The sequence below is a fragment of the Cellulomonas carbonis genome (genome assembly GCF_014636275.1).
Lineage (GTDB): Bacteria > Actinomycetota > Actinomycetes > Actinomycetales > Cellulomonadaceae > Actinotalea > Actinotalea carbonis.
The window spans coordinates 24211-50206 of sequence record NZ_BMEB01000003.1 but is presented as its reverse complement, the minus strand read 5'-3'; the positions used below and the strand labels follow the sequence as shown (position 1 = coordinate 50206).

Below are 25996 nucleotides of genomic sequence, written 5' to 3'. Positions count from 1 at the left end.
AGCACTCATCGGCTTTTTCACCCGCAACCTGAAGTGTCGAAGTCGCGTCATGACCTGGGGGCTGCTCCCTCTCATCGGGCATGAGGACCGAGATGCCGCTGACGCCGGCCGTCGCGCTGCGTGAGCAGTGGCGCGCGCGGACCGTCGAGCACGTGTGGCTCCGGCCCGGCGACTGGTACCACCCGGCCGTCGACGCCCTCACCGAGGCTCTCACGACCGGCTTCGCCGCGGCGCCCGCGGCGTTCCGTCTGGGCGAGATGCGCGGGTCGACGGGCGTGGGCATCGCCGAGGCGCTCGACGACCTCGCGATCGTCTACGAGCTGTCGGGCGTCGAGCCGCCGCTCGAGGTGGTCCGCGCGCTCTGCGAGGGCTGGGCGGCCGCGATCGAGAGCGTGCCGGTGTCGGCGGGCTGCATCGACCCCGAGTCGGGCCTGCCGACCGTCGACTACCTGTCCGTGCGCCTCATGGAGACGTACGGCACGGCTCGCCGGCACGCGCACCACGCGTTCACGACCCACTGCCTCGTGCTCGTCGACGTCGCCGTCGGGGACATCCACCCGTGGCGCCGCGCGGCGCGCTCGGCCGCGATGGGCCGCGCGCTCACCGCGGCGCTGCCGACGGGCCACCCGATGGCGTCCCTCGGGGGCGGCGCGTTCGCCGTGCTCATGGCGCGCGACTGGGACCTCGGCGAGACCGTGCGCGTGCTGCGCGACGAGGTCGACCTCCAGGCGGCCGAGCTGCAGATCGGCGAGCTGCTCCGGCAGCCGCCGCGGATCTGGATCGAACCCCTCCCGGAGACCCATGACCGGGCGGTGGAGCTGCTCGAGCAGCTGCGTCGCTGACCCCCCTCGCGACACGGCAGCCCCTCCACCACCCCGCGACGGCGCCGCACCGTTCCCCTGCGGCGCGGCGCCGTCGCGATCCCCCTCCTGCGGGTCCCGCGCGCCCTCTCGCGGGCCCTCTCGCGCGCCCTCCCGCACGCCCTCCCGCACGCCCTCTCGCGGGCCCTCCCCTCCCGCCCCGCGCGTCCCCGCCCGTCGAGATCAGACTTGGCGTCGGCGTGTCGCGCGACTCGCCGACGCGAACCCTGATCTCGACGTGGGGGCGGGCTCGGGTGCGGCGGTCCTCGCGGTGTCGAGTTGCCGCGTGCGGCGTCGGCGGCGAAGGATCGCCCGGTGACCACCCACGAGGACGCCCTCACCCCCGCCGACGCCGCCCCGACCGACGCCGACGTGGCGGCCGACCCGCACGTCTGGCTCGAAGACGTCGAGGGCGACGCGCAGCTCGCGTGGGTCCGCGAGCGCAACGACGAGGCGCTCGCGGCGCTCGGCGGCGACCTGCTCGACACCATCCGGGGCGAGGTCCTCGAGGTCCTCGACTCGCGCGACCGCATCCCGGTCGTGTCGCAGGCCGGGGACCGGCTCTACAACTTCTGGCAGGACGCCGATCACGAGCGCGGCGTGTGGCGCCGCACGACGCTCGAGAGCTACCGCACCGACGACCCGGAGTGGGAGGTGCTCCTCGACCTCGACGCGCTGTCCGAGGCCGAGGGCGTCCAGTGGGTGTGGCACGGCGCGAGCATCCTGCGCCCCGACCTGCGCCGCGCGCTCGTCAACCTCTCCCGCGGCGGGTCCGACGCGGACACCACGCGCGAGCTCGACCTCACGACGCTCACGTGGGTCGAGGACGGGTTCGTCCGGCCCGAGGCGAAGGGCGGCGTCTCGTGGGTCGACGAGTCGACGACGTTCGTCGCGACCGACACGGGCGAGGGCTCGACGACGTCGTCGGGGTACCCCCGTCAGGTGCGGCGCTGGCGGCGCGGGACGGCCCTGACCGACGCACCCGTCGTCTTCGAGGGCGAGGTCGAGGACCTCTCGGTGTCCGCGTTCCACGACCGGACCCCCGGCTTCGAGCGCGACCTCGTCGTGCGCGCGACGGACTTCTACCACCAGGAGGTCTTCCTCCTCGGCGCCGACGACTCGCTGACACGCATCGACGTGCCGACGAGCGCGGAGGTCGGCGTGCACCGCGAGTGGCTGCTCGTGGAGCTGCGCGAGGAGTGGGCGCCCGACGGCGGCCCCGTGCACCCCGCGGGTGCGCTGCTCGCCGTCCGGCTCGACGACTTCCTCGCGGGCGACCGGTCGTTCGAGGTGCTGTTCGCGCCGACGCCGACGTCGTCCCTCGCGGGCGCCACCTGGACCCGCTCGCACCTCGCGCTGACGGTGCTGGAGGACGTCACCGACCGCGTGCAGGTCCTCACGCCCGGGCCGGACGGGTGGACCCGCGTCGACGTCGCGCCGGCCGACCTCGGCGCACCGGACCTCACGACCGTCGCGCTGCGCGCGGTCGACGCCGACGAGTCCGACGACGTGTGGTTCACCGTCACGGGCTTCCTGACGCCGTCGACGTTCGGCCGCGCGACGCTCTCCGCCGACGGCGTCGTCGCGCAGGAGCACCTCAAGGCGGCGCCGTCGTTCTTCGACGCGTCGACGCACGAGGTCAGCCAGCACATGGTCACGTCCGACGACGGCACGCGCGTGCCGTACTTCCTCGTCCGGCCGCGCGACGCGGCGGGTCCCGTCCCGACGCTGCTGTACGGGTACGGCGGGTTCGAGATCTCGCTGCGGCCGTCGTACTCGGGGACGCTCGGGCGCGCGTGGCTCGCGCGGGGCGGGGCGTACGCGCTCGCGAACATCCGCGGCGGCGGCGAGTACGGGCCGCGCTGGCACCAGACCGCACTGCGCGAGAACCGGCACCGCGCGTACGAGGACTTCGCCGCCGTCGCGCGCGACCTCGTCGGGCGGGGCGTCACGACGCCCGAGCGGCTCGGCGCGCAGGGCGGCAGCAACGGCGGCCTGCTCATGGGCAACATGTACGTCCGGTACCCCGAGCTCTTCGGCGCGATCGTGTGCCAGGTGCCGCTGCTGGACATGCGCCGCTACAGCCGGCTGCTCGCGGGGGCCTCGTGGGTCGCGGAGTACGGCGACCCGGACGTCCCGGCCGACTGGGAGTTCCTCCGGCGGTACTCGCCCTACCAGCTCGTGCGCGACGAGGCCGACCACCCGCCGCTGCTGCTCACCACGTCGACGCGCGACGACCGCGTCCACCCCGGTCACGCGCGCAAGATGGCGGCGCTGCTGCGCGACCTGGGCAAGGACGTGACGTCGTACGAGAACATCGAGGGCGGCCACGGCGGGGCGTCGACGAACGCGCAGGCGGCGCTCATGTCGGCGCTCGCGTACACGTTCCTCTGGCAGCGGCTGCGCTGACGCCCGGGGCCGGGTCGCGGCGGCCGGGACCCGCGCCGGGTGGATCGACCCGCGCATGCCGCGGGCGGACCCACCCACCGGCGGCTGCCGCGGCCCGGCGCGTCAGTCGCGCGCGGCGGAGGGGCGCCAGACGACGAGCGCGCCCGTGCTCGTGATGCGCGCGGGGCGGTGCCCGCGGGGGACGGCGACGACGTCGCCCTGGGGGCCCGCGGTGAACACGCGGCGACCGGGCTCGGCGACGGCCCGGAGCAGGTCGACCTGCTGACGGAGCCGCTCGACCTCGTTCTCGAGCGCGAGGATCCGCTTGATGCCCTGGAGGTTGATGCCTTCGTCCTGGGACAGCCGCTGGACCTCGCGGAGCCGCGCGATGTCGCGCAGCGAGTAGCGGCGGCCGCGTCCCCGGGTGCGCTGGGGGGACACGAGGCCGAGCCGGTCGTACTGACGCAGCGTCTGGGGGTGCATGCCGGCGAGCTCGGCCGCCGCCGAGATCGTGAAGACGGGTGCGTCCTCGGGTCCTGCCACGACTGCCTCCCTCCGTGCGTCGGACCCCGCCCGGTGCCTCAGCGCCGCGCGGGGCCGTGCGTCACTGTCCGGCGCGCGCCCGCAGCTCCGAGCGGACGTCGCCGTCCTCGGTCGCCCTCGCGAAGGCCTCGACGGCCTTGCGCGCGTCGCCCGACAGCCGCTGCGGGACCGCGACCTGCACGGTGACGAGCAGGTCGCCCGTGCCCTGCGGCGTCGTGATGCCCTTGCCGCGCACGCGCAGCGTGCGGCCCGACGGCGTGCCCTCGGGCACCTTGACCTTGACCGTGCCGCCGTCGAGCGTCGGCACGTCGACCTGCGCGCCGAGCACCGCCTCGGGGAACGTCACGGGCAGCGTCATGCGCAGGTCCTTGCCGTCGGTCGCGAAGACCGGGTGCGGCTCCACGTGCACCGTGATGAGCAGGTCGCCCGCGGGACCGCCGCCCTCGCCGGGCCGCCCCTTGCCGCGCAGCCGGATCTTCTGGCCGTCGCGCACGCCCGCGGGGATGCGGGCCGTGACCTTGCGGCCCTCGACGGTGAGCGTGACGGTCGAGCCCTGGACGGCCTGGCGGAACGGGAGCGTCGTCGTCGCCGCGAGGTCCGCGCCGGCCTGCGGGCCGCGCTGGAACCCGCCGCCGAACAGCCCGCCGAGGATGTCCTCGAAGCCGCCGCCCGCACCGGCGCCCGCGCCCGGCGTCGAGTAGCGGACGCGGGGCCCGCCCGCGCGGCCGGCGCCCGCCGTGGGACCGCCCGCACCGGCGCCGAAGAGCCCGCCGAACAGGTCCTCGAACGCGGCGCCGCCCGCGGCCGACCCGGGCCCGCCCGGCGCGGAGAACCGCGCGCCGCCGCCCGCCATGGCGCGGATCGCGTCGTACTGCTGGCGCTGCTCGGGGTCCGACAGGACCGCGTAGGCCTCGCCGACCTCCTTGAAGCGCGACTCGGCGGCCGCGTCCCCGGGGTTGTGGTCGGGGTGCAGCGTGCGCGCCAGCTTCCGGTACGCCTTCTTGATCGCCGCGGCGTCGGCGTTCTTCGGGACGCCGAGGATCGCGTAGAAGTCCTTCTCGAACCAGTCCTGACCGGTCATCGCCTACCCCCTTCCCTGCTCGTCGTCGTCATGCCTGCCTGCGTGTGCGGGGCGCCCGCGCGTCGCCGGTCCGGGCGGCCGGCGGGCGCCCCGCCGCGTCACTGGGGCTCGGCGACGGCGACGCGCGCCGCGCGGACGACCCGCTCGCCCACCCGGTGCCCCGGCTGGAGCACCTGGACGACCGTCGGCTCGGTGACGTCGTCGGAGTGCGCGTGCATGAGCGCCTCGTGGACGTTCGGGTCGAACGGCTCGCCCGCCGCGCCGTAGCGCTGCCAGCCGAACCGGCCGAGCGCCGTCTCGAGCTTCTCGGCGATCGCGGCGAACGGGCCGTCGGCCAGCTCGCCGTGCTGCCGCGCGAGCTCGACGTCGTCGAGCACGCCCATGAGCGCCTCGACGACGCCGACGACCGTCTGGTCGCGCGCGACGTCGCGGTCCCGGTCGACCCGGCGGCGGTAGTTGACGTACTCCGCCTGGAGCCGCTGGAGGTCGGCGAGCCGCTCGTCGGCGAGCGCACGCGCCTGCGCGAGCTCGTCGTCGGCACCCGACGGCGCGGACGCGTCCCCGGCACCCGCTGCGCTCGGCCCGGCGGCGGGGGCGTCACCCTCCGCCGTCCCGGCCGCGGCGTCGGCACGGGCCTGGCCCTCGGTCTCCGGGTCCCGCACGGCACCCGTCAGCGGGTCGATGCGTCGCTTGTCGGTGAACCGGGGGCGGGTCTCGTCGTCGCCGCCGGACCCGGTCCCCGTACCGATGGGGTGGTCGGTCACTTGGTCTCGTCCTCGTCCACGATCTCGGCGTCGACGACGTCGTCGTCGGCGGCGGCACCCTGGGCCTGGCCGTCACCGGCCGCGCCCGCCGCGCCGGCACCGGGGGCGCCGGCGGCACCCTCGTTGTCGGCCTTGTAGATCGCCTCGCCGATCTTCTGGCTCACGGTCACGAGCGCCGACTGCTTGGCCTTGACGGCCTCGACGTCGTCGCCCTCGAGCGCCGTGCGGAGCTCGCCGAGCGCCGTGTTCACCTCGGTCTTGACGTCGTCCGGGACCTTGTCGCCGTTCTCCGCCAGGACCTTCTCGGTCGAGTAGACGAGCGCCTCGGCCTGGTTGCGCGTCTCGGCGTCCTCGCGGCGCTTCTTGTCCTCCTGCGCGTGCTCCTCGGCCTCGCGCACCATGCGCTCGATGTCCTCCTTGGGGAGGGCCGAGCCGCCGGTGATCGTCATCGACTGCTCCTTGCCCGTTCCGCGGTCCTTCGCGGACACGTGCACGATGCCGTTCGCGTCGATGTCGAACGTGACCTCGATCTGCGGGACGCCGCGCGGCGCCGGCGCGATGCCGGTCAGCTCGAACGTGCCCAGCGGCTTGTTGTCCCGCGCGAACTCTCGCTCGCCCTGGAACACCTGGATGAGGACGGACGGCTGGTTGTCCTCGGCCGTGGAGAAGATCTCGCTGCGCTTGGTCGGGATGGCCGTGTTGCGCTCGATGAGCTTGGTCATCACGCCGCCCTTGGTCTCGATGCCGAGGCTCAGCGGGGTGACGTCGATGAGCAGCACGTCCTTGCGCTCACCCTTGATGACGCCAGCCTGGAGGGCGGCGCCGACGGCGACGACCTCGTCCGGGTTGACGCCCTTGTTGGGCTCCTTGCCGCCGGTGAGCTCGCGCACGACGTCGGCCACGGCCGGCATGCGGGTCGAGCCGCCGACGAGGACGACGTGGTCGATGTCGTTCACCGAGATGCCCGCGTCGCGGATGACGGCGTGGAACGGCGCCTTGGTCCGGTCGATGAGGTCCTGCGTCATCTGCTGGAACTGGGCGCGCGTGAGCTTGGTGTCCAGGTGGACGGGGCCGTTCTCGCTCATCGAGAGGTACTGCATGGAGATCGTGGTGCTCGTCGCGGACGAGAGCTCCTTCTTCGCCTGCTCGGCGGCCTCACGGAGGCGCTGGAGCGCGATGCGGTCCTTGGCGAGGTCGACGCCCGCGGTGTTCTTGACCTCCTTGATGAGGTGCTCGACGATCCGCTGGTCCCAGTCGTCGCCGCCGAGGTGGTTGTCGCCGGAGGTCGCGCGCACCTGGATGGTCGAGAACTGGTCCTCGTCCTTGCCCACCTCGAGGAGGGACACGTCGAACGTGCCGCCGCCGAGGTCGAAGACGAGGATGAGCTCGTCCTCCTTGCCGCGCTCGAGTCCGTAGGCCAGGGCGGCCGCGGTCGGCTCGTTGACGATGCGCAGGACGTTCAGGCCCGCGATCTGGCCGGCGTCCTTGGTCGCCTGGCGCTGCGCGTCGTTGAAGTACGCGGGGACGGTGATGACCGCGTCGGTGACGGGCTCGCCCAGGTACTCCTCGGCGTCGCGCTTGAGCTTGCCGAGGACCCGCGCGGAGATCTCCTGCGCGGAGTAGGACTTGTCGTCGATCTGCTGCTTCCAGTCCGTGCCGATGTGGCGCTTGACGGAGGAGATCGTGCGGTCGACGTTGGTGACGGCCTGGCGCTTCGCGACCTCGCCGACGAGCACCTCACCCGTCTTCGAGAACGCGACGACGGACGGGGTAGTGCGAGCGCCCTCGGCGTTCGCGATGACCGTGGGCTCGCCACCCTCGAGGACGGCGACGACGGAGTTGGTGGTGCCGAGGTCGATGCCGACAGCTCGTGCCATGTGTGGGTGCCTCTTCCTTCGCTTGGTTGAGCCTGCTGCACTCAAGTCTGCGCGGCGCACCTCGACGATGCAACTTCAGACGGCCGAACTTGAGTCCACATGGCTCAACTCCCGGCCGGGGCGGGTTGTTCCTGGCCGTCGCGGCATCGCAGGCCGCACCCGGTCTACCGTGGTCGACGTGGATGGCTTCTGGGAGTTCGCGGCCTCGTACTGGTGGCTGGTCTTCCCCCTCCTCGGCGTCCTCGGTGGTGCCACCGAGGGCTTCGAGCGATGGGACAAGCGCCGCCGCAAGCACAAGCTCGAGCTCGCGCGCATCAAGTACGGCGCCGGCGCCGGTCCCGTACCTGGTGCGGGCACGACCGCGCCGACCGTCCGGGGGAGGGCCCACAGGGCCGACGTCGACCGGGTGGTCGCCGAGCACGACGCCGTCCACCGGCGATGGCTCGCGTACGAGCTGGACGTCGACAAGCTCATCGACTTCCCGATGATGAGCGACATGCGCGAGCCGCTCGTCGTCGACTTCCACCGCGCCAAGCGGCACGCCGACGGGCTGCGCCCCGCCCGCGCCGACGACGTCGAGGACCTGGTCCGCCTCGACGCGTACCGGAGCTCCGTCGAGGAGCTCGCGCTCGCCTTCGAGGTCGCCGGGCGGGAGGCCCGACGCCGCCGCGCGTCGACCTTCACCGCGTCGGAACGGCAGGCGCTCACGAAGGCCAAGCAGCTCATCGCGATCGCCGAGGACCGCGGCGCGTCCGCCAGCGAGCGCCATACCGCGTACCGCCTCGCCATGCGGGAGCTCGAAGGCCTCGTCGCCGTCCCCGAGGGGGCGACGACGGCGCTCGAGCAGCGGATCGCCGGCGAGATCGAGCAGGGCTCCCACCCTCCCGCCACGGAGCGCGACCCGGCCTGACCGCCACCGTCGGGCTCACCGCAGCAGGGCGAGGTCCCGCCGCACGTAGCGCAGGTGCGCCCACTCCTCCTCGAGGATCACGCGGACGCAGTCGCCGACGGTGGGGTGCCAGTCGCCCCCGCCCCACGGGTCGTCGCGCTCCTCCGCGAGCAGCTCCGACGTCGCCGTGGCCAGGAAGTCGGTCACCATGTGCTGGCGGTCGGCCCGGACCGCGAGGACCTCCTCGTAGGGCGGCGGGTTGTCGCGGAAGACCGGCATGTCGAAGCCCATCTCGGCCGCACCGGTGAAGATCTGGCCGATCTCGTGGAACGGCTGCTCGACCCGCAGGATCCCGCCCCGGAGCCAGGCGTCGGTGGCCAGGACGAGGTGCCGCAGCGTCTGCGCCAGGGACCACTCGTCCTCGACGTGCGCGTCGACCAGCTCCGGCGGCGTGCCCTCCACCGTCGTCGCCCATGCGTCCTGGACCGCGACCCACCCCGCGCGCAGGCCCTCGGGCGCCTCGGCCTTCTGCAGCTCGCGCCCGGGGAACTGCCGGTTCAGCTCGGCGTCGACGAGCGGCACGACGTCGACCCCGTTGACGACGAGGCTGCCGAAGAAGAGGTCGTGGCTGTCGAGGTCGAGCCCGTCGACGTCGACGCCGCGCATCGTCACGCCGCTGAGGTCGGAGAACCGCAGCGTGGCGCCCCTGAAGCTCGCCCTCACGAAGGTCGCGCCCTCGAACTCCTTGGTGCGGGAGTAGGTCGTCATCGCCGGTCTCCACCCTGTCGTCCACGCCGGCGGCAGCCGGGAGCGGGCGACGGACCCGCCGCCCCCCAACCTGCTCCTGCCGGGGCCGTGTGTGAAGTCCCGCCGGGCGACGAGCCCGGCTCACACCGTCCGACGTGCTGCACAGATGCGGTCGACGACGTCTCCCCTGCGCAGATCGCCCACGACCCGCCGGCACCGGTGACCACCACGCCTTGCCATCCAGCCCGGGAGGGCGCACGCTCGCACAGCACGGCCGGAGGCGGCATCCGCCCTCGTCGGCCGTCCAGGAGAGGCACCGCCATGACGGACTCGACCCCATCCATGATCGCCTCGGGCGTCCCCTACGAGGTGACCGACGTCGAGGGCCACACCCCGGCGTCGCTCGACGAGTTCACCGGCCAGGTCACGATGCACGCCCACGGCCCCACGGGCGACCACGAGGTCGCCGGCTCCGGGCAGGACGAGCACGACGGCACCGTCCGCGTGCACGAGAAGGACCACCACGGGACGGGCAAGGACGTCCGCGTCTGGACCGTCAGCCCCGCAGCGGACGGCGAGGGCTTCGACGCCGAGAGCTGACGGCCGGGGCCCGCGACGCTGCAGGAGGGCTACCCGACCGCCTCGAGCAGCGCGACGAGCGGCAGGGGCAACCGGTCGCGCTCGGCGGCGGCCACGACCAGCAGCCTCGCGTAGCGCAGCTTGCGGCTCCCGCCGCTGCCGAGGAACCGCCGCAGCTGCTCGTCGGCCGCCCTCCCGCGCCACGCGGGCTGGTCCTGGAGCGACCGGAACGCCCGCAGGTCGCCCTCCGCGGCGAGCAGGGGCAGGGCCTCGTGCGCCCCGACGGCACGGACGAGCTCGTCCTCGAGGTCCTCGTCGCACACGAAGAAGCCCAGACGCTCGAGGTCGGGCCGGTCCCGGACGGCACCGAGGCCCGCGGCCTCGAGCGCGCGGCCGACGACGCCCTCCTCGCGACGGTCGCACAGCCCGACCACCCGGACGGCCCGCGCGGCCGAGGGGCGGCCCGGGGCGAGCGTCCGCAGGACCCGGCCCACGGCGTGCGCGCCGCCCACCGGCACCACGACGACTCCCTCGGCGTCGAGGTCGAGACCGCGCACCTGCGCGGCCGTCTCGACGGCGATCTGGTCGCTGATGCCCTCGACGAGGACGAGCGTCGCGGCGCCGTCGGCCCGCGCGAGCGCGTGCAGCGCCGCCCGGACGGGCGCGTCCGGGCCGCTCTCGTACCCCTCCGGCACGCGCCGCGCGCGAGGGCTGCGCTCCGTCACGCCTCCGGTCTACCGCGTGGACGCCAGTGGGGGCACCCGGCCCGCCGGTCACGACGGCGCACGACCCGAGTTCCGCCGGTGCCGACCGTCTGGCATCCTGCGAGGGCTGTCCCGCCGGCCACCCGAGGTGTCATGACGTCCACCGCGATCGATCCCGACGGCGTGCTCGCGATGAGCGCCGCCACCCTGCTGGTCTCGGCGAGCCTCGACGAGGCCGCCACCGACCTCCAGCGCGAGATCGACGACGTGGCGCACCTGGTGACGGGCGCACCGTTCGTGCGGAACCAGGTGCGCGCCCGCGCCGGTGACCTGGCCGAGCTCGCGGGGTGGGCACGTGAGCTGGTCCTGCGGTTCGTGGACCACGAGCGCCCGATCAGCGAGCTGCTCACGGCCGGCTACTGGCTGCCGGACTTCTCCAAGCTGGGTTGGGACAGGTCGCAGAGCGCCGGCGACAACGTGGACCGGACCGCCAGGTCCGACGAGTTCGGGGCCTTCGTGCTCGGCACGAGCGGCGCGCTGCTCGAGCGCTACCGCCGCTTCTCGCTCGCGGTCCCCCGCCCCGGCGCGACCCTCCCGTCGCTCGACCTGCCCGCACCCGACGACATCGTGCGCGGGACGCCCGTCGTGCGGCGGCCGTCCGGTCTCCTGGTCATCCAGGGCTCGGCCGCCGACCCCCACGTGGGGCGCCTCGCGAGCGCCGCCGACAGCCCCGCGTTCTACCCGCGTGACCGACCGACGTTCGTCACCGACCCGGACCTCGGCCGCCCGCCCACGTGGGCCCGCACCGGTGGTCGGGCACTCGGCGTCCTCGGCTCAGGCCTGACCCTCTACGACTCCTACATGAGCCAGTGGGAGCACGACGCGAAGTACCACCCCGAGTGGGGCACCGGCGAGCGCGTCGCGAGCGCCGCGTACAACACCGTGACCGAGGGCGGTGGCGCGGTCGCGGGCGGGATCGTCGGCGCGCAGATCGGCGCGACCGTCGGGTCGTTCGTGCCGATCCCGGTGGTCGGCACCGTCGGCGGCGCGCTGATCGGCGGCGCGGTCGGCTCGTTCGTCGGCAGCAAGGTGGGCAAGGCGACCGGCAGGCTCCTCGAGGAGGCCGTCTCCGAGGTCGGCGACACGGTGAAGGACGCATGGAACTCGCTGTTCGGCTGAGCCTCCAGCCCCTCCCGGACCCGTCGGCGGCCCCGCCCACGGGCGGCCTCGTCGTCGGCGCGATCGCGAGCCTCGTACTGCTGGCCCTCGGCCTGGCCCACTACGCCGGACGGTTCCGCACCCTCGCCGAGGTGTGGATCCTCGGACCGACCGTCGTCCTCGCGTGCGCGTGGCTCGGGGCCGGCGGCCTGCTGGCGACGATCGGTGCCGCACTCGCGGGCCAGGACGACGCCGTGCTCGTCCTCCTCGGCGCGGTCGCCGTCGTCCTGGCGCTGGTGGCGTGGGTCGTGGGGATCGTCGGGATCTTCTGGTTGCCTCGGGCGTTGCAGCCGCGGTGGTTCGTCGAGCAGGTCGAGCGCGACCCCGCGCGGATGCGCGGCGGGCGCATGCGCGGACGGAAGGAGCAGCGGTGACCAGCACGACCGCCGAGGTCCGGGACGAGGTGACGGGGCTCGCGCTCGGCCTGCCGCCGGGCTGGGAGCGCGTCGAGGCGCCGGGGTTCCCCATCGCGATCGCCGGCCCCGCAGGGCAGGCGGCAGCCGACGGCACCACCTTCCGGCCCAACGTCACCGTGACCGTCGCGCCGGCCGACGCCGCGGCGGACATCCGCACGCTCGGCACGGAGGCGCTCGCCGCCGCGACCGCGGTGGCCGACGGCGCGCACGTGCTCGCCTACGACCTGTGGGCCGTGGGCGACGCCGAGGGCCGGCGGCTCGTCGCCGTCCACCAGCAGGGGCCGATCCCGCTCACCGTGACCCAGGTCGTCGTCCTCGCGCACGGAGCGGTCACGACCGCGACCGCCACCTGCGGGGTGGCGCAGCTCCCCGAGGCGGGTCCCCTGCTCGACCAGGCCCTGGCCGGGCTCGTCCCCGGGACGGTGAACCGATGACCGCTCAGCTCCCCCGCCTCGACCCCTACCTCGCGTCGATCGGCGAGCCGCTCGAGGACGTGTCGCGCGTCGTGGCCGCCCAGCCGTTCCGGTCGACGGGGCCCTCCCTCGACCGGGCCTCGCTCGCCGCGCTGACGACGGCGACGCCCGAGCCGACCGGCACCGAGGCCGACCCCGCCCTCGTGGACGCGGGCCTGCTCGCTCCCGACGGCACGCCCACCGCGCATGGCCGCCTCGTCGCCGGGGCACTCACCCAGCCCGACGGCCACCTCCGCGTCGAGGCGTCCGACGCCGGGCGGCCCCGGGCGTTCGACGCGTACCTCGTCGGAGGTCTCGCGGTGGTGCTGTCGGGGCCGTCGCCGGCCGGCGCCGAGTCCGCGACCGCGGACGACGACGCGTCGGCTGCCCACCCCGACGAGTCAGGGCAGTCCGACGACGGGATGCGTCTGGACCTCGTCGACGCCGCGCACGTCCCGGGGATGATCGCGGCCTGGGTCGGTCTGGGGCCCGCGTGGAGCCTCGCGACGAGCCCGGAGGCGATCCCCGAGCGCGTCGTCCTCGCGCGCGCCGACGACGCCGACGCACCGCCGCCGGCCGACGCGGACCCCCACCTGCTCCGGGCGTGGCAGCAGCCGTGGTGCCTGTGGACGTTCCAGGGGACCGGTCTGACGCACGGACGCGTCATGGTCAACGCCGGGGCGTCGGGCCACTTCGCACTCACCCGGTCCGCGGACGGCGGCACGCTGTTCCGGGCCGTCCCGTCGGCCGTCGTGTGGACCGACCTCGTGCACCTCGTCGCGGAGGTGGCGGCGGCCCGGGGCGCCGTGGCCGCACGCTGACCATGACGGTCGGGCAGGCGCCGCCGGACCGTGCTCCGGTGGTCCTCGCGCTGCCCTTCGAGGGGCGGTGGCTCGTCCGCAACAGCCCGGCCCGTCGTGTGCCGAGCCACGGTGTCGACCTGCCTGGCGAGCGCTACGCGATCGACTTCGTCGGGGTCGACGAGCGCGGCCGGCCGGCGCGCCGTCGGGACTGGCGGACGGCGTTCGCCACCGAGCCGCCCGAGCGGTTCGCCGGCTTCGGGCGGCCGATCCTGGCTCCCGTCGACGGTGAGGTCGTCGTCGCGCACGACGGCGAGCCCGACCACGAGGCGCGGCGGTCCCAGCTGGCACTCGTCCCGTACGCGCTCGGGCAGGCGTCCAGGCTCCGGCGGGGCGTCGGGGCGATCGCGGGGAACCACGTCGTCCTCGCGACCGGCGACCCACCCGTGTACGTCGCGCTGGTCCACCTGCAGGCCGGCTCGCTCGCGGTGCGCGTCCGCGAGCGGGTCGTCACCGGCCAGCCGCTCGCGCGGTGCGGCAGCTCGGGGAACTCGACGCAGCCCCACGTTCACGTCCAGGTCATGGACGACGTGGACCTCGCGGCCGCGCGCGGCGTCCCGATGGCGTTCCGGGACTTCCTCGAGCGGCGGCGAGGCGCACGCGACGCCGTCCTGCGGCGCGAGGGCGTCCCCGCCGTCGAGCCGTCGCCCTGAGCACGCGCGGGTCAGAGCTCGACGAGCCAGCGCTCCTCGCGGATCGACGGGTCACGCGGCAGCGGTATCCACTCGCCGGTGGGACGGAAGCCGCGTGCGGCGTACAGCGCCGTGCCCGCGTCGCCGGCTCTCGCGTCGCACCCACACCGAGACGACCTGGCGGGCTCGCGGCGACGCCTCGCCCGGGACGACGGCGGCCATGACGCACACCAGCCCGACGGGTGGTGTGCCGCGAGGGTCGGTCTGGTCGGCGACGCCGTCGTCGTCGGCTTCGTCGTCGAAGGAGACGAACCAGTGGCTCGTGCGCAGCCGTGCCCGCCAGTCCGCCTCGTCCATCGCGAGCTCGCGGGCGAGGCTCGAGCCGAACGCGTCCGGGTCGGCGCCGAGCGCGGCGATCCGCACGTCCCGCAGGAGCGGCCAGTCGTCCTCCACGAGGCGCCGGACGACCAGGCGCCCCTCGGCCGGAGCGCTCATCCGGCGGCACCACGGTCGATGGCGTCGAGGTCGCGGACGGCGAAGCGGTGGTGCTCCCACTCCTCCTCGAAGATCACGTGCAGGCACGAGCGCGTCGTCTCCGGGTGCCCGGGGGCCCACGGGTTGACGCGCGGCACGTCGAGCTCCTCGGGCGTGACGGTCGCGAGGAGGTCCCGCACCATCCCGACCCGCTCGGCGCGGACCGCGAGCACCTCCTCGTACGGCGGCGTGCCCGCGGAGAACACCGTCGGGTCGCCGCCGTCCGACGCGAATTCCGCGTTCGGCTGGCCGATCGGGTGGTACGGCTCCTCGACCTCGAGGACGGCGCGCCGCAGCCACGTGTCCGTCGCCATCACGAGGTGCCTGAGCGTCTGCGCGAACGACCACTCGCCGTCGACCGACACGTCGACGGTCCCCGGAGGCATCCCGGCGACCCGGTCCAGGGTCGCCGCCCAGGTGCGCTCGAGCGCCCCCCACGCCGCGCGCAGCCCGTCAGGGTCCGCTGCCCGGCGCTGCGAGCGGCCCGGGAACCGGCGGTTCAGCTCGTCCTCGACGAACCCCGCGACGTCCACGCCGTTGACGAGCAGCGTGCTCTCGCCGTCGGTGAGCCACGGTGCGTCGATGTCCGAACCCGCGAGGTCGACCCCGCGCATGACGACGCCGGACAGGTCCGACTCGACGAAGCGGGCGCCGCGCAGCCGCACGCCGTGGAACGTCGCACCGCGCAGGTCGTCCTGGCTGAACGTGGTCATGTCTTCCCCCTCGACGCTCCCGTGCCCCGATCGCCCCACCGACGCTAGCGCCCACCCCCGACACGACCAGCGCCTGGTCCTCGGCGAGCACCGGGCCGCGGGGTCGCTACGTTGCACCGGTGACGGCGAGCCGCTCCCCCGCGCGCCACGGGAACGCCGGCAGCCGTGTCGGCCTGCTCCAGGTGTCCGCGGCCGGCGTGCTGTGGGGGACCGGGGGCCTCGTGGTCACCCTCCTGCACGAGCGGACCGGCCTCGGGGCGATGACGACGAGCGCGTGGCGCATGGCGCTCGCCGCCGTCGCGCTCGTCGCGTTCGCCGCGGTCACGGGGCGGCTCGGCGCAGCGCGACGCACGGTGCGCGAGCACCTGGGCCTCACGGTCGCCCTGGGCTGCGGGACGGCGCTCTACCAGGGCCTGTACTTCGTGTCGGTGCTGCTCGTGGGCGTGAGCGTCGCGACGGTCGTCTCGCTGGGCGTCGCACCCGTGCTCGCCGCGGCGTGGGAGCACCTCGCGCGGCGGACCCGGCCCACGTGGCGGCAGGTCGGCGTCCTCGCGGCGGCGCTCGCCGGGCTCGTGCTCGTCACCGCGGCCGCACCCCACGGGACGACGGCGCCGGTTGACCGTCCGGCGCTCGGTGTCGCCCTCGCTGTCGCGTCCGGCGCGACCTACGCGGCCACGACGGTCCTCGGCCACCGGCTCGCGCAGCGCGTCGACCCCGTCGCCCTCACGACGGGCGCGACCGTCGTCGGCGCGCTTGCCCTCGCGCCGTTCCTGGTGGTCGCGGGTGCGCTCGGGGAGCCCGTGCTCGCGACGGACCCGACGTCGCTCGGGCTGCTGGTCTACCTCGGGGTCGCCACGATGGCGCTGTCCTACGGCCTCCTGTACGCGGGCCTGCGGACGACGACGGGCTCGGCGGCGACGGTCGCGACGCTCGTGGAGCCGCTCACCGCGGCCACGCTGGCCGCGGCGGTCCTCGGTGAGCGGCTCGCGTGGCCGGCGCTGGTGGGCGGGGCACTCGTCCTCGCCGCCGTCGCCGCGCTGCGCACCGAGGACGCGTCGCCCCGGCGGGCACGCCGTCGACCCGGGCGGGGGCGTCCGGCCAGGATGGCGCCATGACGACCGAGCCCACGCGTGGCACCGACGGCGACCTCGCAACCCGCGTGCGCACCCTGCTCGGCCGCCGACACCGGGAGGTGGCGGCCGCCGTCGTCACGCCGGGCGGCGTCCGGACCGCGCTGCTCGGGGTGCCGCCCGAGGCGGACCTCGAGATCGGCTCGGTCTCCAAGGGCGTCACGGGCCTGCTGTACGCCGACGCGCTCGACCGTGGTGAGGTCACCGCGACGTCGACCCTCGGCGACCACCTCGACCTGGGGGGCGCGCCGGTCGCGGGCGTGCGGCTCGCCGACCTCGCGACGCACCGATCGGGCCTGCCCCGCCTCGCCCCCGGCACGCAGGTCCTGCGCCGGACGCTCGCGCTGTGGCGGCACGGCACCAACCCGTACGGCGAGACGCTCGCCGAGCTGCTCGACCAGGCCCGTCGCGTGACGCCCGGACCGGAGCGGTCGCGCTACTCGAACTTCGGGTTCGAGCTGCTCGGGCACGCGGTCGCGAGCGCGGCCGGGACCACCTACGCCGACCTCGTCCGCGCCCGCGTCGCGGAGCCGTTGGGGCTCGAGCCCTTCTACGTGCCCGCGACGCCGGACGAGCTCCGGCCCGAGGCGCTGCTCGGCCGGGACCGACGCGGCAAGGTGCAGCAGGCGTGGACGGGCGAGGCCCTCGGCCCTGCGGGCGGGATCCGCGCGTCGCTCGACGCCGTGGTCGGCCTGACGCGCGCACTGCTCGACGGGACCGCCCCGGGCCTCCGCGCGCTGGACCCGGTGGCCCCGCTCGCCGGCGCGGCGAGGGTCGGCGCGGCGTGGGTCACGCTCGACGTCCGCGGGCGCACCGTCACGTGGCACAACGGCGGCACGGGCGGGTTCCGCTCGTGGCTCGGCCTGGACCGCGCCGCCGGCACGGGCGCGATCGTCGTCTCGGCGACCTCGTCGAGCGTGGACCGGGCGGGGTTCGCGCTGCTCGCCGACGCCCGCTGACCGAGGCGGGCGGTGCCGCGCGAGCCGGGCCCCCTCCCGCATGTCGGTGGCGTGGATCACACTGACGCGGTGGACATCGTCTCCGCACGCGGGCTCGTGAAGACCTACGGGCACGTCCGCGCGCTCGACGGGATCGACCTCACGGTCGAGGAGGGCACGGTCTTCGGCCTCCTCGGCCCCAACGGCGCGGGGAAGACGACCGCGGTCCGCGTCCTCACCACGCTCCTGCAGCCGACGGCGGGCTCGGCGACGGTCAGCGGGCTCGACGTGGTCCGCGACGCGGCCGAGCTGCGCAAGCGGATCGGCGTCTCCGGCCAGTACGCCGCGGTCGACGAGAACCTGACCGGGTTCGAGAACCTCGACATGGTGGGGCGGCTGTACCACCTGGGTCGGGCGCGCTCGCGCGAGCGCGCCTGGGAGCTGCTCGAGCGGTTCGACCTGGTCGACGCCGCCAAGCGGCCGGTGGGCCAGTACTCGGGCGGCATGCGGCGCCGGCTCGACCTCGCCGGGGCGCTCGTGGCGCAGCCGCCCGTGCTGTTCCTCGACGAGCCGACGACGGGGCTCGACCCGCGCAGCCGCCTGGGGATGTGGACCGTGATCCAGGAGTTCGTCGCGGGCGGCACGACCCTCCTGCTGACGACGCAGTACCTCGAGGAGGCGGACCGGCTCGCGGACCGGATCGCGGTGATCGACCACGGGCGCGTGATCGCCGAGGGGACGGCCGACGAGCTCAAGGGACGTGTCGGCGGCGAGCGCGTGGAGGTCACGGTCGCCCGGCCGCAGGACCTGCCGCGCACCGTCGAGGCGCTCGCGCCGGTCGCCGTCGGCGAGCTCCTCACCGAGGAGCACACGCGGACCGTCACGGCACCGGTCACCGGTGGCGCCGCCGCGCTCGTGGCCGCGCTCCGTGCGCTGGACGAGGCCGGGATCGAGGTCCAGGACGCGGGCGTGCGGCGACCCACGCTCGACGACGTGTTCCTGGCGCTCACCGGCCACGAGGCCGAGGCGCGCACGACGGAGGGGACGGACGCATGAGCGGTCTCGCCCAGGCCCTGGGTGACGGGTGGACCGTGACCCGGCGCAACCTCATCAAGGTCAAGCGCGTCCCGGACCTGCTGGTCGGGTCCACGATCGCGCCGATCATGTTCGTGCTGCTCTTCGCGTTCGTGTTCGGCGGGTCGATCTCGCTGCCCGGCGCGGAGCAGATCGACCCGGCGCTCTACCGCGAGTTCCTCATCGCCGGGATCTTCGCGCAGACGGTCGTCTTCGGCGCGACCATCACCGGCACCGGCATGGCGCAGGACGTCAAGAGCGGGATCGTCGACCGCTTCCGCTCGCTGCCCATGGCGCCCTCGGCCGTCCTGGTCGGGCGGACGACCGCGGACGTCGTGAACAACGTGCTCACCGTGGTGATCATGTCCCTCACCGGGCTCGCCGTCGGGTGGCGCATCACGACCTCGGTGGGCGAGGCGGCCCTCGGGTACGTCCTGCTGCTGTTCTTCGCCTACTGCATCAGCTGGCTCATGGCCTACGTCGGCCTGCTGGTGCGGACGCCCGAGGTCTTCAACAACGCGTCGTTCATCGTCATCTTCCCGCTGACGTTCATCGCGAACACGTTCGTCCCGTCGGAGAACCTGCCCGGGCCGCTGCGCAGCTTCGCGGAGTGGAACCCGATCTCGACCGTGACCCAGGCAGCGCGCGAGCTCTTCGGCAACATCCTCCCGGGCACACCCGAGCCGACCGCGTGGCCCCTGCAGAACCCCGTGCTCTACACGCTGCTGTGGGGCGTGGTGCTGCTCGCGGTGTTCGTCCCGCTGACCGTCCGTCAGTACCAGCGCGCCGCGGCGCGATGACGGCGGTCGGGCGTCGGCGCGCGGTCGTCTGCGGGGCCGGCATCGCGGGACTGACGACGGCGTGGTGGTTGGAGCGTGCCGGGTGGGACGTCGTCGTCGTCGAGCGCGCACCGCGGCCGCGGAGCGCGGGCTACATGATCGACTTCTTCGGTCCGGGCTTCGCGGTGGCGGACCGCATGGGACTGGTGCCCGCGCTCCGCGAGCGCGCGGCGTCGATCGCCGAGGTGCAGTACCTCGACCCGGCGGGTCGTCGCCGCGGGTCGGCGGACTACGGGGCGTTCCGACGCGCCGTCGACGGCAGGCTCCTGTCGCTGCCGCGCGGCGACCTCGCCGACGTCCTGCTGGAGGCCGCGCGCGACCGCGCCGAGACGCGGTGGGCGACGACGGTCGACGGCGTGAGCGAGGGCACGGACCACCTCGACGTCCACCTGTCCGACGGCACGACGCGCACCGCGGACCTCCTCGTCGGCGCCGACGGGCTGCACTCGCGGGTCCGCGAGCTCGTCGTCGCCCCCGGCGCCAGGGCGCTGCGCTCGCTCGGCTACCAGACGGCCGCGTTCGTGCTCGACGACGACGGGCTCCGGCGACGCGTCGGCGCGCGCATGGTCCTCGTCGCCGACCCCGACCGGCAGGTGGCGGTGTACCCCATGCGTGACGGCCTGCTCGCCGCCTGGCTCGTCCACCGCACGTCCGGGCCGCTCCCCGACGACCCGAGGGCCGCCGTCCGTTCGCACTACCGCGGGCTCGGGTCGGGGGTCGGCCGGGTGCTCTCCCACCTGACGGCCGAGACCGACCTCTACTACGACGACGTCGCGCAGACGGAGGTCGAGCACTGGGTCCGTGGTCGGACGGTGCTCGTCGGTGACGCGGCGTGCGCGCCGTCGCTGATGGCCGGGCAGGGTGCCTCGATGGCGATGGCCGGCGCGTGGGCGCTCGTCGGCCAGGTGCGTCGCCGGCCCGACGACCTCGCGACGGCACTGCGACGCTACGAGCGGACGGTCCGGCCGTTCGCCGAGGAGCGGCAGGCGTCCGGCCGCCGGACCGCGCGCTGGCTCGTGCCCTCGTCGCGCTGGGGCATCCGCGCCCGCCAGGGGTTCCTCGCACTGGCCGGCCTGCCGGGAAGCGGCCCTCTCGTGCGTCGCGCCTTCGGCACGGAGGCGGACACGACGCTCCCGGGATGAGCCCGCCTCGGCGCGCTACCCGCCCGGCACGACGACGAGCGGTCCCTCCTCGGCCGTGGGCACCTCGAAGCCGTCGACGTACGCGGCGGCGACACCCGGCGGGAGCTCGAGGTCGTGCGGCCCGCTCCCCCGGCGGGCCGCGACGCGGGACAGCGCGACCTCCCGCGGTGTCTCGACGTAGCAGGTCAGCGGGACGACGCCCTCCGTCGCGAGGAGCGCGCGGTACTCGTCACGCGACGCGCGCGACCAGGACGCCGAGTCGACGACGACGTCGCGACCCTGCCCCACCAGGTCGAGGAGCTCGGCACGGACGGCGGCCCGGACGGCCTCCGCATCGGCGTCCGCCAGCGGGTGGGACCGCAGCCCACGCGACCACGCCACGTCGTCGAACGAGAGCCGGTGCCAGCCCTCCCCCTCCAGGCGGCGCGCGACGGTCGACTTGCCGGCTCCCGCCGGTCCGCACATCAGCACGACGCGCGGTGCGGGCCGCCGCCGCGCGAGACGGGTGACCTCGCTCGTCATCGGGCGTGCGCGTCGGACCGGGCACCGCCTGCGGCCGCCGCCCGCGCATACGGCGTCGTGTCGACGAGGCCGGCGTCACCGAACGCCGCGCGACGAGTGGCGCACGCCGGGCAGCGCCCGCAGTGCACGGTCGAGCCCTCGGTGCAGCTCCACGTCGAGGCGACGTCGACACCGAGAGCGACGCCGCGCAGCAGCACCTCGGCCTTCGTCATCCCGAGGTACGGCGTCGTGATGACGAGGTGCCGTCCGACGTCGATCGACACCGACGCCGCGAGCGCGTCGAAGGCGTGCCGCTGGTTGCCGCGGAAGACGGCCTCGCCGTGGTGCACGCCGCACGCCAGCACGTGGGCACCGAGCGTCGCCGCGGTCGTCGCGGCGACGCTGAGCGCCCCGCCGAACGCGGGCTCTGCGGCACGACCGGCGCGACCCGGGACCAGTCCCGCCCGCACCTCGCGCGCGCCGCCCGGAGTGAGGTCCAGCCGGACCAGCTCGATCCCGAGCGCGGCGCTCACGGCCGTGGCGCACCGCAACGCGGCCGGGGACTCGGCGACACCCAGCTCGAGGTGGATCGCGACGACGTCGTCGCCGCGGCGCACGAGGTCGTGCACGAGGACAGCGGAGTCCGGCCCTCCGGACAGGAGCACTGCCGTCTCCATGGCCACCCCTGCGCCCTGACCGCGGACGACGTCCGCCGCGGGGACGGCCGGGACACGCCCCCCGCGCGTCCACCGGCGACCGCCCCTGCCGGGACCTCGACCGTAGTGACGCGGCGATCTTGGCGTCAACGACCGGCCCGGCCCGCACCGGTGGGCCCGGTGCGTCCCGCCCCGGGCCTGCGGCGATCAGCTCGGCAGGAACCGGCCGAGGATGCCCTTCTTGACCTGCTCGGGCCGCTGGAGCTCGCCCTGCTGCGCGCCCAGCACCACGACGGCGCCGACGAGCGCGGGCGTGATCCACTGCAGGACCTTCTGCTGACGCTGCGCGGCCGCGACGTCGTCGGGCGTACCCGGCGACGGCGTCACCGCGCTGTCCGCGGGCGCCCGGCCTGCCTGCGCGATCTTGGCACCGAGCACACCGTTGTAGGCGGTCGTGCCGAGCGCGGCGACGGTCAGCGCGGCCTTCGCGACCGTGCTGCTCGCGACACCCTCCTGGCCCGCCAGCCGGCCCTTGTTCGCGAGCAGCAGGCCGGCACCGCCGACGAGGTGGGCACCGATCGCCGCCATGTTGACGGGCGCCCACTTCGCCCAGCCGACGGATGCCGTCCGCAGGCGGTCGCTCGGGTCGCTCACCGACTCCGACGCGCCGTTGAGCCCGATCGCGCCCATGAGGTTCCCGCCGAACCAGGCGGCGGCACCGAGGTCGTGCAGCGAGCGCAGGAGCGTGTTGGTCGAGTGCATGAGGTCCTCCAGGGGTCGGGGATGAGCTGGACGGGCACCGGTTCGTGCCCGGGAGCCTTCCGGCCCACCGCGGCGACGACGGTCGTCGCCGACCGGGCCCGCTCCTCCACCGTGCGCCCGACTCCCGCGACCCGCACCCCGGGAGCACGCGGGCGCTCCGCGGGTCCGCGTCCGGTGGCGGTCGGCACGTCCCGGGCGACCGTCGTCGCACGACCGCGCGAGAACCGCGTCATAGGGGCCGGGGTGAGCGCTCTCATCCGGTGTCGAGCTCGACAACGAGCCTCCTGGAGGTCCCGATGAGCACCTGCCTCGCCACCGCGGCGGCCACGCGCGCCGCCGGCCGCGCCGGGTCGCCCGCTCCGCTGCCCGAGGTCGGCTCCGGGCCGGTCCTCGCCCTGCGTCCGGTGCCGAGCTCGACCGACGCACCGCGCGAGCTCGTCGTGGCGTGCGCACCGGGGTCGGTGTCGCGCGCACGTCGCTGGGCCACGGACCAGGCCACCGCGCTCGGTGCGACCGCCGACGAGGTGTGCGTCGTCGAGCTCCTCGCGAGCGAGGTCGTGACCAACGCGATCCGGCACGGCTCCGCGGGCGGAGACGTCGTCGTCCGCGTCACGCGGCACGCCGACGGCGTCCTCGTCGCCGTGCACGACGACGGCCGCGGGGCGCCCGTCGTGCGCGAACCCTCGCCGGAGGAGGCCGGCGGCCGCGGCATGCAGCTGGTCGACGTGCTCGCCGCGCAGTGGGGTGCGCAGAGCCTCGCGACCGGTGGCAAGTGCGTCTGGTTCGTCGTCGCGCTGGCCGCAGCGACCGCCGCCGCCTGACCGCTCGGGCCCGGCGCCCGCCACGACGAGGCCACCCCGCCCCCGCACCACCCACGCCCGCACCACCCACGCCGGCACCGGATCTCGCGGAACTCCCTCGTCCGCGCTGTCGATCCCGGCACCGTCCGCGCGTCATGCTGTCGACGGCGCCACCGGGGTGTCGTCGGGACGGGCGTCGCTCACGGCGCCCGGGAGGGAGCTGGACATGAGCGCACCGCAGGACTACGTCGTCCTCCTGTACGGCGACGAGGCCGTGTGGGAGTCCGCGACGCCCGAGGAGCGGCAGGAGGAGTTCGGTCGGCACGACGAGTTCTCGCGCCGGTGCGCCGAGGGCGGCCACGAGATCATCGGCGGCGCCGAGCTGCGGCACAGCCGGACGGCCCGCAGCGTCCGGGCCGCCGACGACGGGTCGCCCGTCGTGACCGACGGCCCGTACACCGAGCTCGTCGAGCAGCTCGGCGGCTACTACGTCGTCCGGACCGCCGACCTCGACGGGCTCACTCGGCTCGTCACGATCATCCTGAGCACCGGCACCGCCGAGATCCGGCCGCTCGCGTCCCCCGAGATCGGCGCCGACGCGGACGCGACGGTCGAGGCCGCGGCGGGCGCCGGCGCGGGCACCGGAGTGCCCTCGTGAGGTTCGTCGTGCTGATCGCGCAGGACGAGGAGGTCTGGCGCCGCGCGGACGAGGCGGAGCGCGCGGGGTACTACACCGCGCACGAGGCCTTCGAGACCGCCGTCCGCGAGGCCGGCGGCACGGTCGAGTCGTCCGAGGCGCTGCGCTCGGTGACGGCGGCCACCACGTACCGGCGCCGCGGGACCGAGGAGCTCGTCACGGACGGTCCCTTCGCGGAGCTCGCCGAGCAGCTGGGCGGCTTCTACGTCCTCGACATGCCGGACCTCGACGCGGTCGTCGCCGCGGTGCGGCACCTGCCGGAGTACACGCTCGAGATCCGGCCGGTCGCGGAGCTCTGACGTGCGGGGTGGCAGCCCGGGTGGCGGCGCGTCCGACGCCACCCGGGCGCGCGTCGAGGAGGCGATCGAGGACCTGTGGCGGTCCGACTGGTCGCGCCTCGTCGCCCTCGTCATCGGCCAGTTCGCGCGGCCGGACCTCGCCGAGGACGCCGTCGCCGACGCGTTCGCGTCCGCCGCGCGCACGTGGCCGCGCGACGGCGTGCCCACGAACCCGGTGGCGTGGGTGCTCACCGCGGCGCGGCGACGCGTCCTCGACGCGCTGCGGTCCGAGGCCGTGCACCGGCGCAAGGAGCCGCTCATGGTCGTCGACGAGGGGCTGCGTCACGACGCCGCCGCGGCCGTCGACCCCGGCGCGCACCTCGCCGACGAGACGCTGCGCCTGCTGTTCTCGTGCTGCCACCCGGCCCTCGCACCCGAGGCGCGCGTCGCCCTGACGCTGCGGTTCGTCGTGGGGCTCGACGTGCCCGAGATCGCGCGCCTCCTGCTCGTGCAGGAGACCACGCTCCAGGCGCGGATCACGCGCGCCAAGAAGCGGCTCGCCGCGGCCGGCATCCCGTTCGCCCCGCCCCCGCCCGAGCGGATGCCGGAGCGGCTCGGGACGGTCGCCGTCGTCCTGTACCTGCTGTTCACCGCCGGGTACCAGCCGACGAGGGGCGCGGCGCCCCTGCGCGTCGACGTCGCCGAGCGGGCCATCTCCCTCACGCGCGCGCTCGACGCCGCCGTCCCGGGCAGCGACCTCGTGCACGCGCTGCTCGCGCTCATGCTGCTCCAGCACTCGCGGCGCGACGCCCGGACCGACGACGACGGGCGGCTCGTGCTGCTCGCCGACCAGGACCGCACCCGCTGGCACGCCGACGAGGTCGTCGAGGCGCTCCGACTGCTCGACGCTGTGCGACCCGGCGCGGGGCAGGCCGAGGAGTACCGGCTCCAGGCGCTCGTCGCCGCCGAGCACGCGCGCGCGTCGTCGTCGGCGGACACGCGCTGGGACGTCGTCGCGGACCTCTACGGACGGCTCGAGCAGCTCACCGGGTCCGCGGTGGTCCGCCTCGCGCGGGCCGTCGCCGTCGCGGAGGCCCACGGCGCCGAGGCCGGGCTCGCGCTGCTCGACGGGCTCGACGACGCCCTGCCGCGCAGCCACCGCGTGCCCGTCGTCCGCGGCGAGCTGCTCGCGCGCACGGGTGCGGTCGCCGAGGCGCACGCCGAGCTCTCCCGCGCGCTGGACCGGGTCACCAACGAGGCCGAGCGCGAGCACCTGCGGCGACGCCTCAGCGAGCTCGACGCGCGCACCGGGTTCGACGCGGGCGCCGGGCTCGACGAGGGCGCCGGGTGACGGGCGCGGCGCGGGGAACGGCCGGTCAGGCCGCGCGACCGAGCCGGGCGAGGACGCGTCCCTGGCGGTCGGCGTGCGGTGCCGGCTCGGTGCCCGGGCGGCACACGCCGTCCCAGTACAGCGCGTCGCCGAACGCGTCGGCACCCGCCTCGACGCGGTCGAGCTCGTCGTCCGCGAGGTCGGCGTCCAGGCCGGCCGCCCGGGCGACGTCCCAGCGGTGCACGAGCATGTCCCACAGGTAGAACTGCTCGAAGGTCGCACCGACCGTCGTCGGCCCGAAGTGCCCGTCGTACGACGTGCCGACGAACGCCTCGTCGGCGAGGAGCGCGCGGACGCGGGCCGTGTGCTCGCGCCAGGCGGCGGCCGGGTCGGCGTCGACGTCGGGTTCGGGCCCGAGGTCGGCGCCGCGACCGGTCAGGAACTCGCGCTGGGTCTGCACGAGGTGGCGCACGACGTCGCGCGCGTCCCAGCCCTCGCAGGGTGACGGGTTCGACCACGCGGTGGCGGGGACGGCGTCGACCACGGCGGTCAGGGGGTTCTCGGCTGCGGCATGGAGGTCTGCTGTCGTCAT

At 75.3% G+C, this 25996-nt stretch carries 30 protein-coding genes; 18 read left to right on the top strand and 12 right to left on the bottom strand.

Features of this window, described 5'->3' with window-relative positions:
* Window positions 1-92: 92 nt before the first annotated feature.
* Complete coding sequence (locus IEV86_RS10195; RefSeq protein WP_081978938.1) at window positions 93-842, top strand: hypothetical protein; 750 nt, start codon at window positions 93-95, stop codon at window positions 840-842.
* 333 nt (window positions 843-1175) lie between these two features.
* Window positions 1176-3269, top strand: coding sequence for a prolyl oligopeptidase family serine peptidase (locus IEV86_RS10190; RefSeq protein ID WP_188484658.1), 2094 nt, complete (start codon window positions 1176-1178; stop codon window positions 3267-3269).
* Between the two features lie 102 nt (window positions 3270-3371).
* Here IEV86_RS10190 and IEV86_RS10185 read toward each other — a convergent pair whose 3' ends face one another.
* The 4 genes from IEV86_RS10185 to dnaK form a co-directional block, all read right to left on the bottom strand.
* Window positions 3372-3791 carry a heat shock protein transcriptional repressor HspR gene (locus IEV86_RS10185; protein ID WP_043609980.1) on the bottom strand — a complete coding sequence of 140 codons (420 nt, stop codon included), beginning with the start codon at window positions 3789-3791 and terminating at the stop codon, window positions 3372-3374.
* Between the two features lie 61 nt (window positions 3792-3852).
* Window positions 3853-4872 (bottom strand): DnaJ C-terminal domain-containing protein, encoded by a 1020-nt coding sequence (locus IEV86_RS10180; protein ID WP_188484657.1) that lies wholly within the window; start codon window positions 4870-4872, stop codon window positions 3853-3855.
* Between the two features lie 98 nt (window positions 4873-4970).
* Window positions 4971-5636 carry a nucleotide exchange factor GrpE gene (gene grpE, locus IEV86_RS10175; RefSeq protein WP_052426023.1) on the bottom strand — a complete coding sequence of 222 codons (666 nt, stop codon included), beginning with the start codon at window positions 5634-5636 and terminating at the stop codon, window positions 4971-4973.
* Window positions 5633-7513 (bottom strand): molecular chaperone DnaK, encoded by a 1881-nt coding sequence (gene dnaK, locus IEV86_RS10170; protein ID WP_043604470.1) that lies wholly within the window; start codon window positions 7511-7513, stop codon window positions 5633-5635. The genes grpE and dnaK overlap by 4 nt, the downstream gene beginning before the upstream one ends.
* A gap of 178 nt (window positions 7514-7691) precedes the next feature.
* On the opposite strand from dnaK, the gene IEV86_RS10165 reads away from it, so the two are divergent.
* On the top strand, window positions 7692-8423 hold the full coding sequence (locus tag IEV86_RS10165; protein WP_043604520.1) for a hypothetical protein: 732 nt from the start codon (window positions 7692-7694) through the stop codon (window positions 8421-8423).
* A gap of 15 nt (window positions 8424-8438) precedes the next feature.
* Here IEV86_RS10165 and IEV86_RS10160 read toward each other — a convergent pair whose 3' ends face one another.
* Window positions 8439-9170 carry a DinB family protein gene (locus tag IEV86_RS10160; RefSeq protein ID WP_043604467.1) on the bottom strand — a complete coding sequence of 244 codons (732 nt, stop codon included), beginning with the start codon at window positions 9168-9170 and terminating at the stop codon, window positions 8439-8441.
* A gap of 300 nt (window positions 9171-9470) precedes the next feature.
* Here IEV86_RS10160 and IEV86_RS10155 point away from each other — a divergent pair, with 300 nt between their 5' ends.
* On the top strand, window positions 9471-9749 hold the full coding sequence (locus IEV86_RS10155; RefSeq protein WP_152605593.1) for a hypothetical protein: 279 nt from the start codon (window positions 9471-9473) through the stop codon (window positions 9747-9749).
* 29 nt (window positions 9750-9778) lie between these two features.
* Here the strand turns inward: IEV86_RS10155 and IEV86_RS10150 are convergent, their stop codons facing one another.
* Window positions 9779-10453: a TOPRIM nucleotidyl transferase/hydrolase domain-containing protein gene (locus IEV86_RS10150; protein WP_188484656.1), complete on the bottom strand. Its 675-nt coding sequence runs from the start codon at window positions 10451-10453 to the stop codon at window positions 9779-9781.
* Between the two features lie 132 nt (window positions 10454-10585).
* On the opposite strand from IEV86_RS10150, the gene IEV86_RS10145 reads away from it, so the two are divergent.
* Genes IEV86_RS10145 through IEV86_RS10125 form a run of 5 tightly spaced genes read left to right on the top strand, consistent with a single transcriptional unit; the run spans window position 10586 to window position 14031 of the window.
* Window positions 10586-11611, top strand: coding sequence for a glycine zipper 2TM domain-containing protein (locus IEV86_RS10145; protein WP_043604462.1), 1026 nt, complete (start codon window positions 10586-10588; stop codon window positions 11609-11611).
* The gene (locus IEV86_RS10140; RefSeq protein WP_043604459.1) at window positions 11590-12024 is read left to right on the top strand and encodes a hypothetical protein; all 435 of its coding nucleotides are present in this window, start codon (window positions 11590-11592) and stop codon (window positions 12022-12024) included. Before IEV86_RS10145 ends, IEV86_RS10140 begins: the two co-directional genes overlap by 22 nt.
* The gene (locus IEV86_RS10135; RefSeq protein WP_043604457.1) at window positions 12021-12500 is read left to right on the top strand and encodes a hypothetical protein; all 480 of its coding nucleotides are present in this window, start codon (window positions 12021-12023) and stop codon (window positions 12498-12500) included. Before IEV86_RS10140 ends, IEV86_RS10135 begins: the two co-directional genes overlap by 4 nt.
* A complete protein-coding gene (locus IEV86_RS10130) occupies window positions 12497-13339 on the top strand; it encodes a hypothetical protein (RefSeq protein ID WP_043604455.1) in 843 nt (280 codons plus the stop codon). The genes IEV86_RS10135 and IEV86_RS10130 overlap by 4 nt, the downstream gene beginning before the upstream one ends.
* 2 nt (window positions 13340-13341) lie before the next feature.
* A complete protein-coding gene (locus IEV86_RS10125; RefSeq protein ID WP_043604452.1) occupies window positions 13342-14031 on the top strand; it encodes a M23 family metallopeptidase in 690 nt (229 codons plus the stop codon).
* A 51-nt stretch (window positions 14032-14082) separates the two neighbouring features.
* Here the strand turns inward: IEV86_RS10125 and IEV86_RS10120 are convergent, their stop codons facing one another.
* Window positions 14083-14505 (bottom strand): hypothetical protein, encoded by a 423-nt coding sequence (locus tag IEV86_RS10120; RefSeq protein WP_052426021.1) that lies wholly within the window; start codon window positions 14503-14505, stop codon window positions 14083-14085.
* Window positions 14502-15257, bottom strand: coding sequence for a DinB family protein (locus IEV86_RS10115; RefSeq protein WP_043604451.1), 756 nt, complete (start codon window positions 15255-15257; stop codon window positions 14502-14504). The genes IEV86_RS10120 and IEV86_RS10115 overlap by 4 nt, the downstream gene beginning before the upstream one ends.
* 119 nt (window positions 15258-15376) lie before the next feature.
* Here IEV86_RS10115 and IEV86_RS10110 point away from each other — a divergent pair, with 119 nt between their 5' ends.
* The 5 genes from IEV86_RS10110 (at window position 15377) to IEV86_RS10090 (ending at window position 20380) form a co-directional block, all read left to right on the top strand.
* Complete coding sequence (locus tag IEV86_RS10110) at window positions 15377-16372, top strand: DMT family transporter (protein WP_052426020.1); 996 nt, start codon at window positions 15377-15379, stop codon at window positions 16370-16372.
* Window positions 16369-17346: a serine hydrolase domain-containing protein gene (locus IEV86_RS10105; protein ID WP_043604450.1), complete on the top strand. Its 978-nt coding sequence runs from the start codon at window positions 16369-16371 to the stop codon at window positions 17344-17346. The genes IEV86_RS10110 and IEV86_RS10105 overlap by 4 nt, the downstream gene beginning before the upstream one ends.
* Window positions 17347-17415: 69 nt before the next feature.
* Window positions 17416-18381 carry a daunorubicin resistance protein DrrA family ABC transporter ATP-binding protein gene (locus tag IEV86_RS10100; protein ID WP_043604444.1) on the top strand — a complete coding sequence of 322 codons (966 nt, stop codon included), beginning with the start codon at window positions 17416-17418 and terminating at the stop codon, window positions 18379-18381.
* Window positions 18378-19199 (top strand): ABC transporter permease, encoded by an 822-nt coding sequence (locus IEV86_RS10095; RefSeq protein WP_043604441.1) that lies wholly within the window; start codon window positions 18378-18380, stop codon window positions 19197-19199. Before IEV86_RS10100 ends, IEV86_RS10095 begins: the two co-directional genes overlap by 4 nt.
* Window positions 19196-20380 (top strand): FAD-dependent oxidoreductase, encoded by a 1185-nt coding sequence (locus IEV86_RS10090; RefSeq protein ID WP_052426019.1) that lies wholly within the window; start codon window positions 19196-19198, stop codon window positions 20378-20380. Before IEV86_RS10095 ends, IEV86_RS10090 begins: the two co-directional genes overlap by 4 nt.
* Window positions 20381-20395: 15 nt before the next feature.
* Here IEV86_RS10090 and IEV86_RS10085 read toward each other — a convergent pair whose 3' ends face one another.
* The 3 genes from IEV86_RS10085 to IEV86_RS10075 form a co-directional block, all read right to left on the bottom strand.
* Window positions 20396-20902, bottom strand: a complete 507-nt coding sequence (locus IEV86_RS10085; protein ID WP_202595145.1) for a P-loop nucleotide/nucleoside kinase family protein — start codon at window positions 20900-20902, stop codon at window positions 20396-20398.
* Window positions 20899-21558, bottom strand: a complete 660-nt coding sequence (locus IEV86_RS10080) for a 7-cyano-7-deazaguanine synthase (protein WP_043604435.1) — start codon at window positions 21556-21558, stop codon at window positions 20899-20901. The genes IEV86_RS10085 and IEV86_RS10080 overlap by 4 nt, the downstream gene beginning before the upstream one ends.
* Window positions 21559-21744: 186 nt before the next feature.
* The gene (locus IEV86_RS10075) at window positions 21745-22299 is read right to left on the bottom strand and encodes a hypothetical protein (protein WP_043604432.1); all 555 of its coding nucleotides are present in this window, start codon (window positions 22297-22299) and stop codon (window positions 21745-21747) included.
* Window positions 22300-22595: 296 nt separating this feature from the next.
* Here IEV86_RS10075 and IEV86_RS10070 point away from each other — a divergent pair, with 296 nt between their 5' ends.
* From IEV86_RS10070 to IEV86_RS10055, 4 genes are all read left to right on the top strand, one after another.
* Complete coding sequence (locus tag IEV86_RS10070) at window positions 22596-23120, top strand: ATP-binding protein (RefSeq protein WP_052426018.1); 525 nt, start codon at window positions 22596-22598, stop codon at window positions 23118-23120.
* A 205-nt stretch (window positions 23121-23325) separates the two neighbouring features.
* Window positions 23326-23757, top strand: coding sequence for a YciI family protein (locus tag IEV86_RS10065; RefSeq protein ID WP_081978594.1), 432 nt, complete (start codon window positions 23326-23328; stop codon window positions 23755-23757).
* Window positions 23754-24095: a YciI family protein gene (locus IEV86_RS10060; RefSeq protein ID WP_043604425.1), complete on the top strand. Its 342-nt coding sequence runs from the start codon at window positions 23754-23756 to the stop codon at window positions 24093-24095. Before IEV86_RS10065 ends, IEV86_RS10060 begins: the two co-directional genes overlap by 4 nt.
* Window position 24096: 1 nt before the next feature.
* Window positions 24097-25425: an RNA polymerase sigma factor gene (locus IEV86_RS10055; RefSeq protein ID WP_081978592.1), complete on the top strand. Its 1329-nt coding sequence runs from the start codon at window positions 24097-24099 to the stop codon at window positions 25423-25425.
* 25 nt (window positions 25426-25450) lie between these two features.
* Here the strand turns inward: IEV86_RS10055 and IEV86_RS10050 are convergent, their stop codons facing one another.
* Window positions 25451-25996: a maleylpyruvate isomerase family mycothiol-dependent enzyme gene (locus IEV86_RS10050; protein ID WP_043604423.1), complete on the bottom strand. Its 546-nt coding sequence runs from the start codon at window positions 25994-25996 to the stop codon at window positions 25451-25453.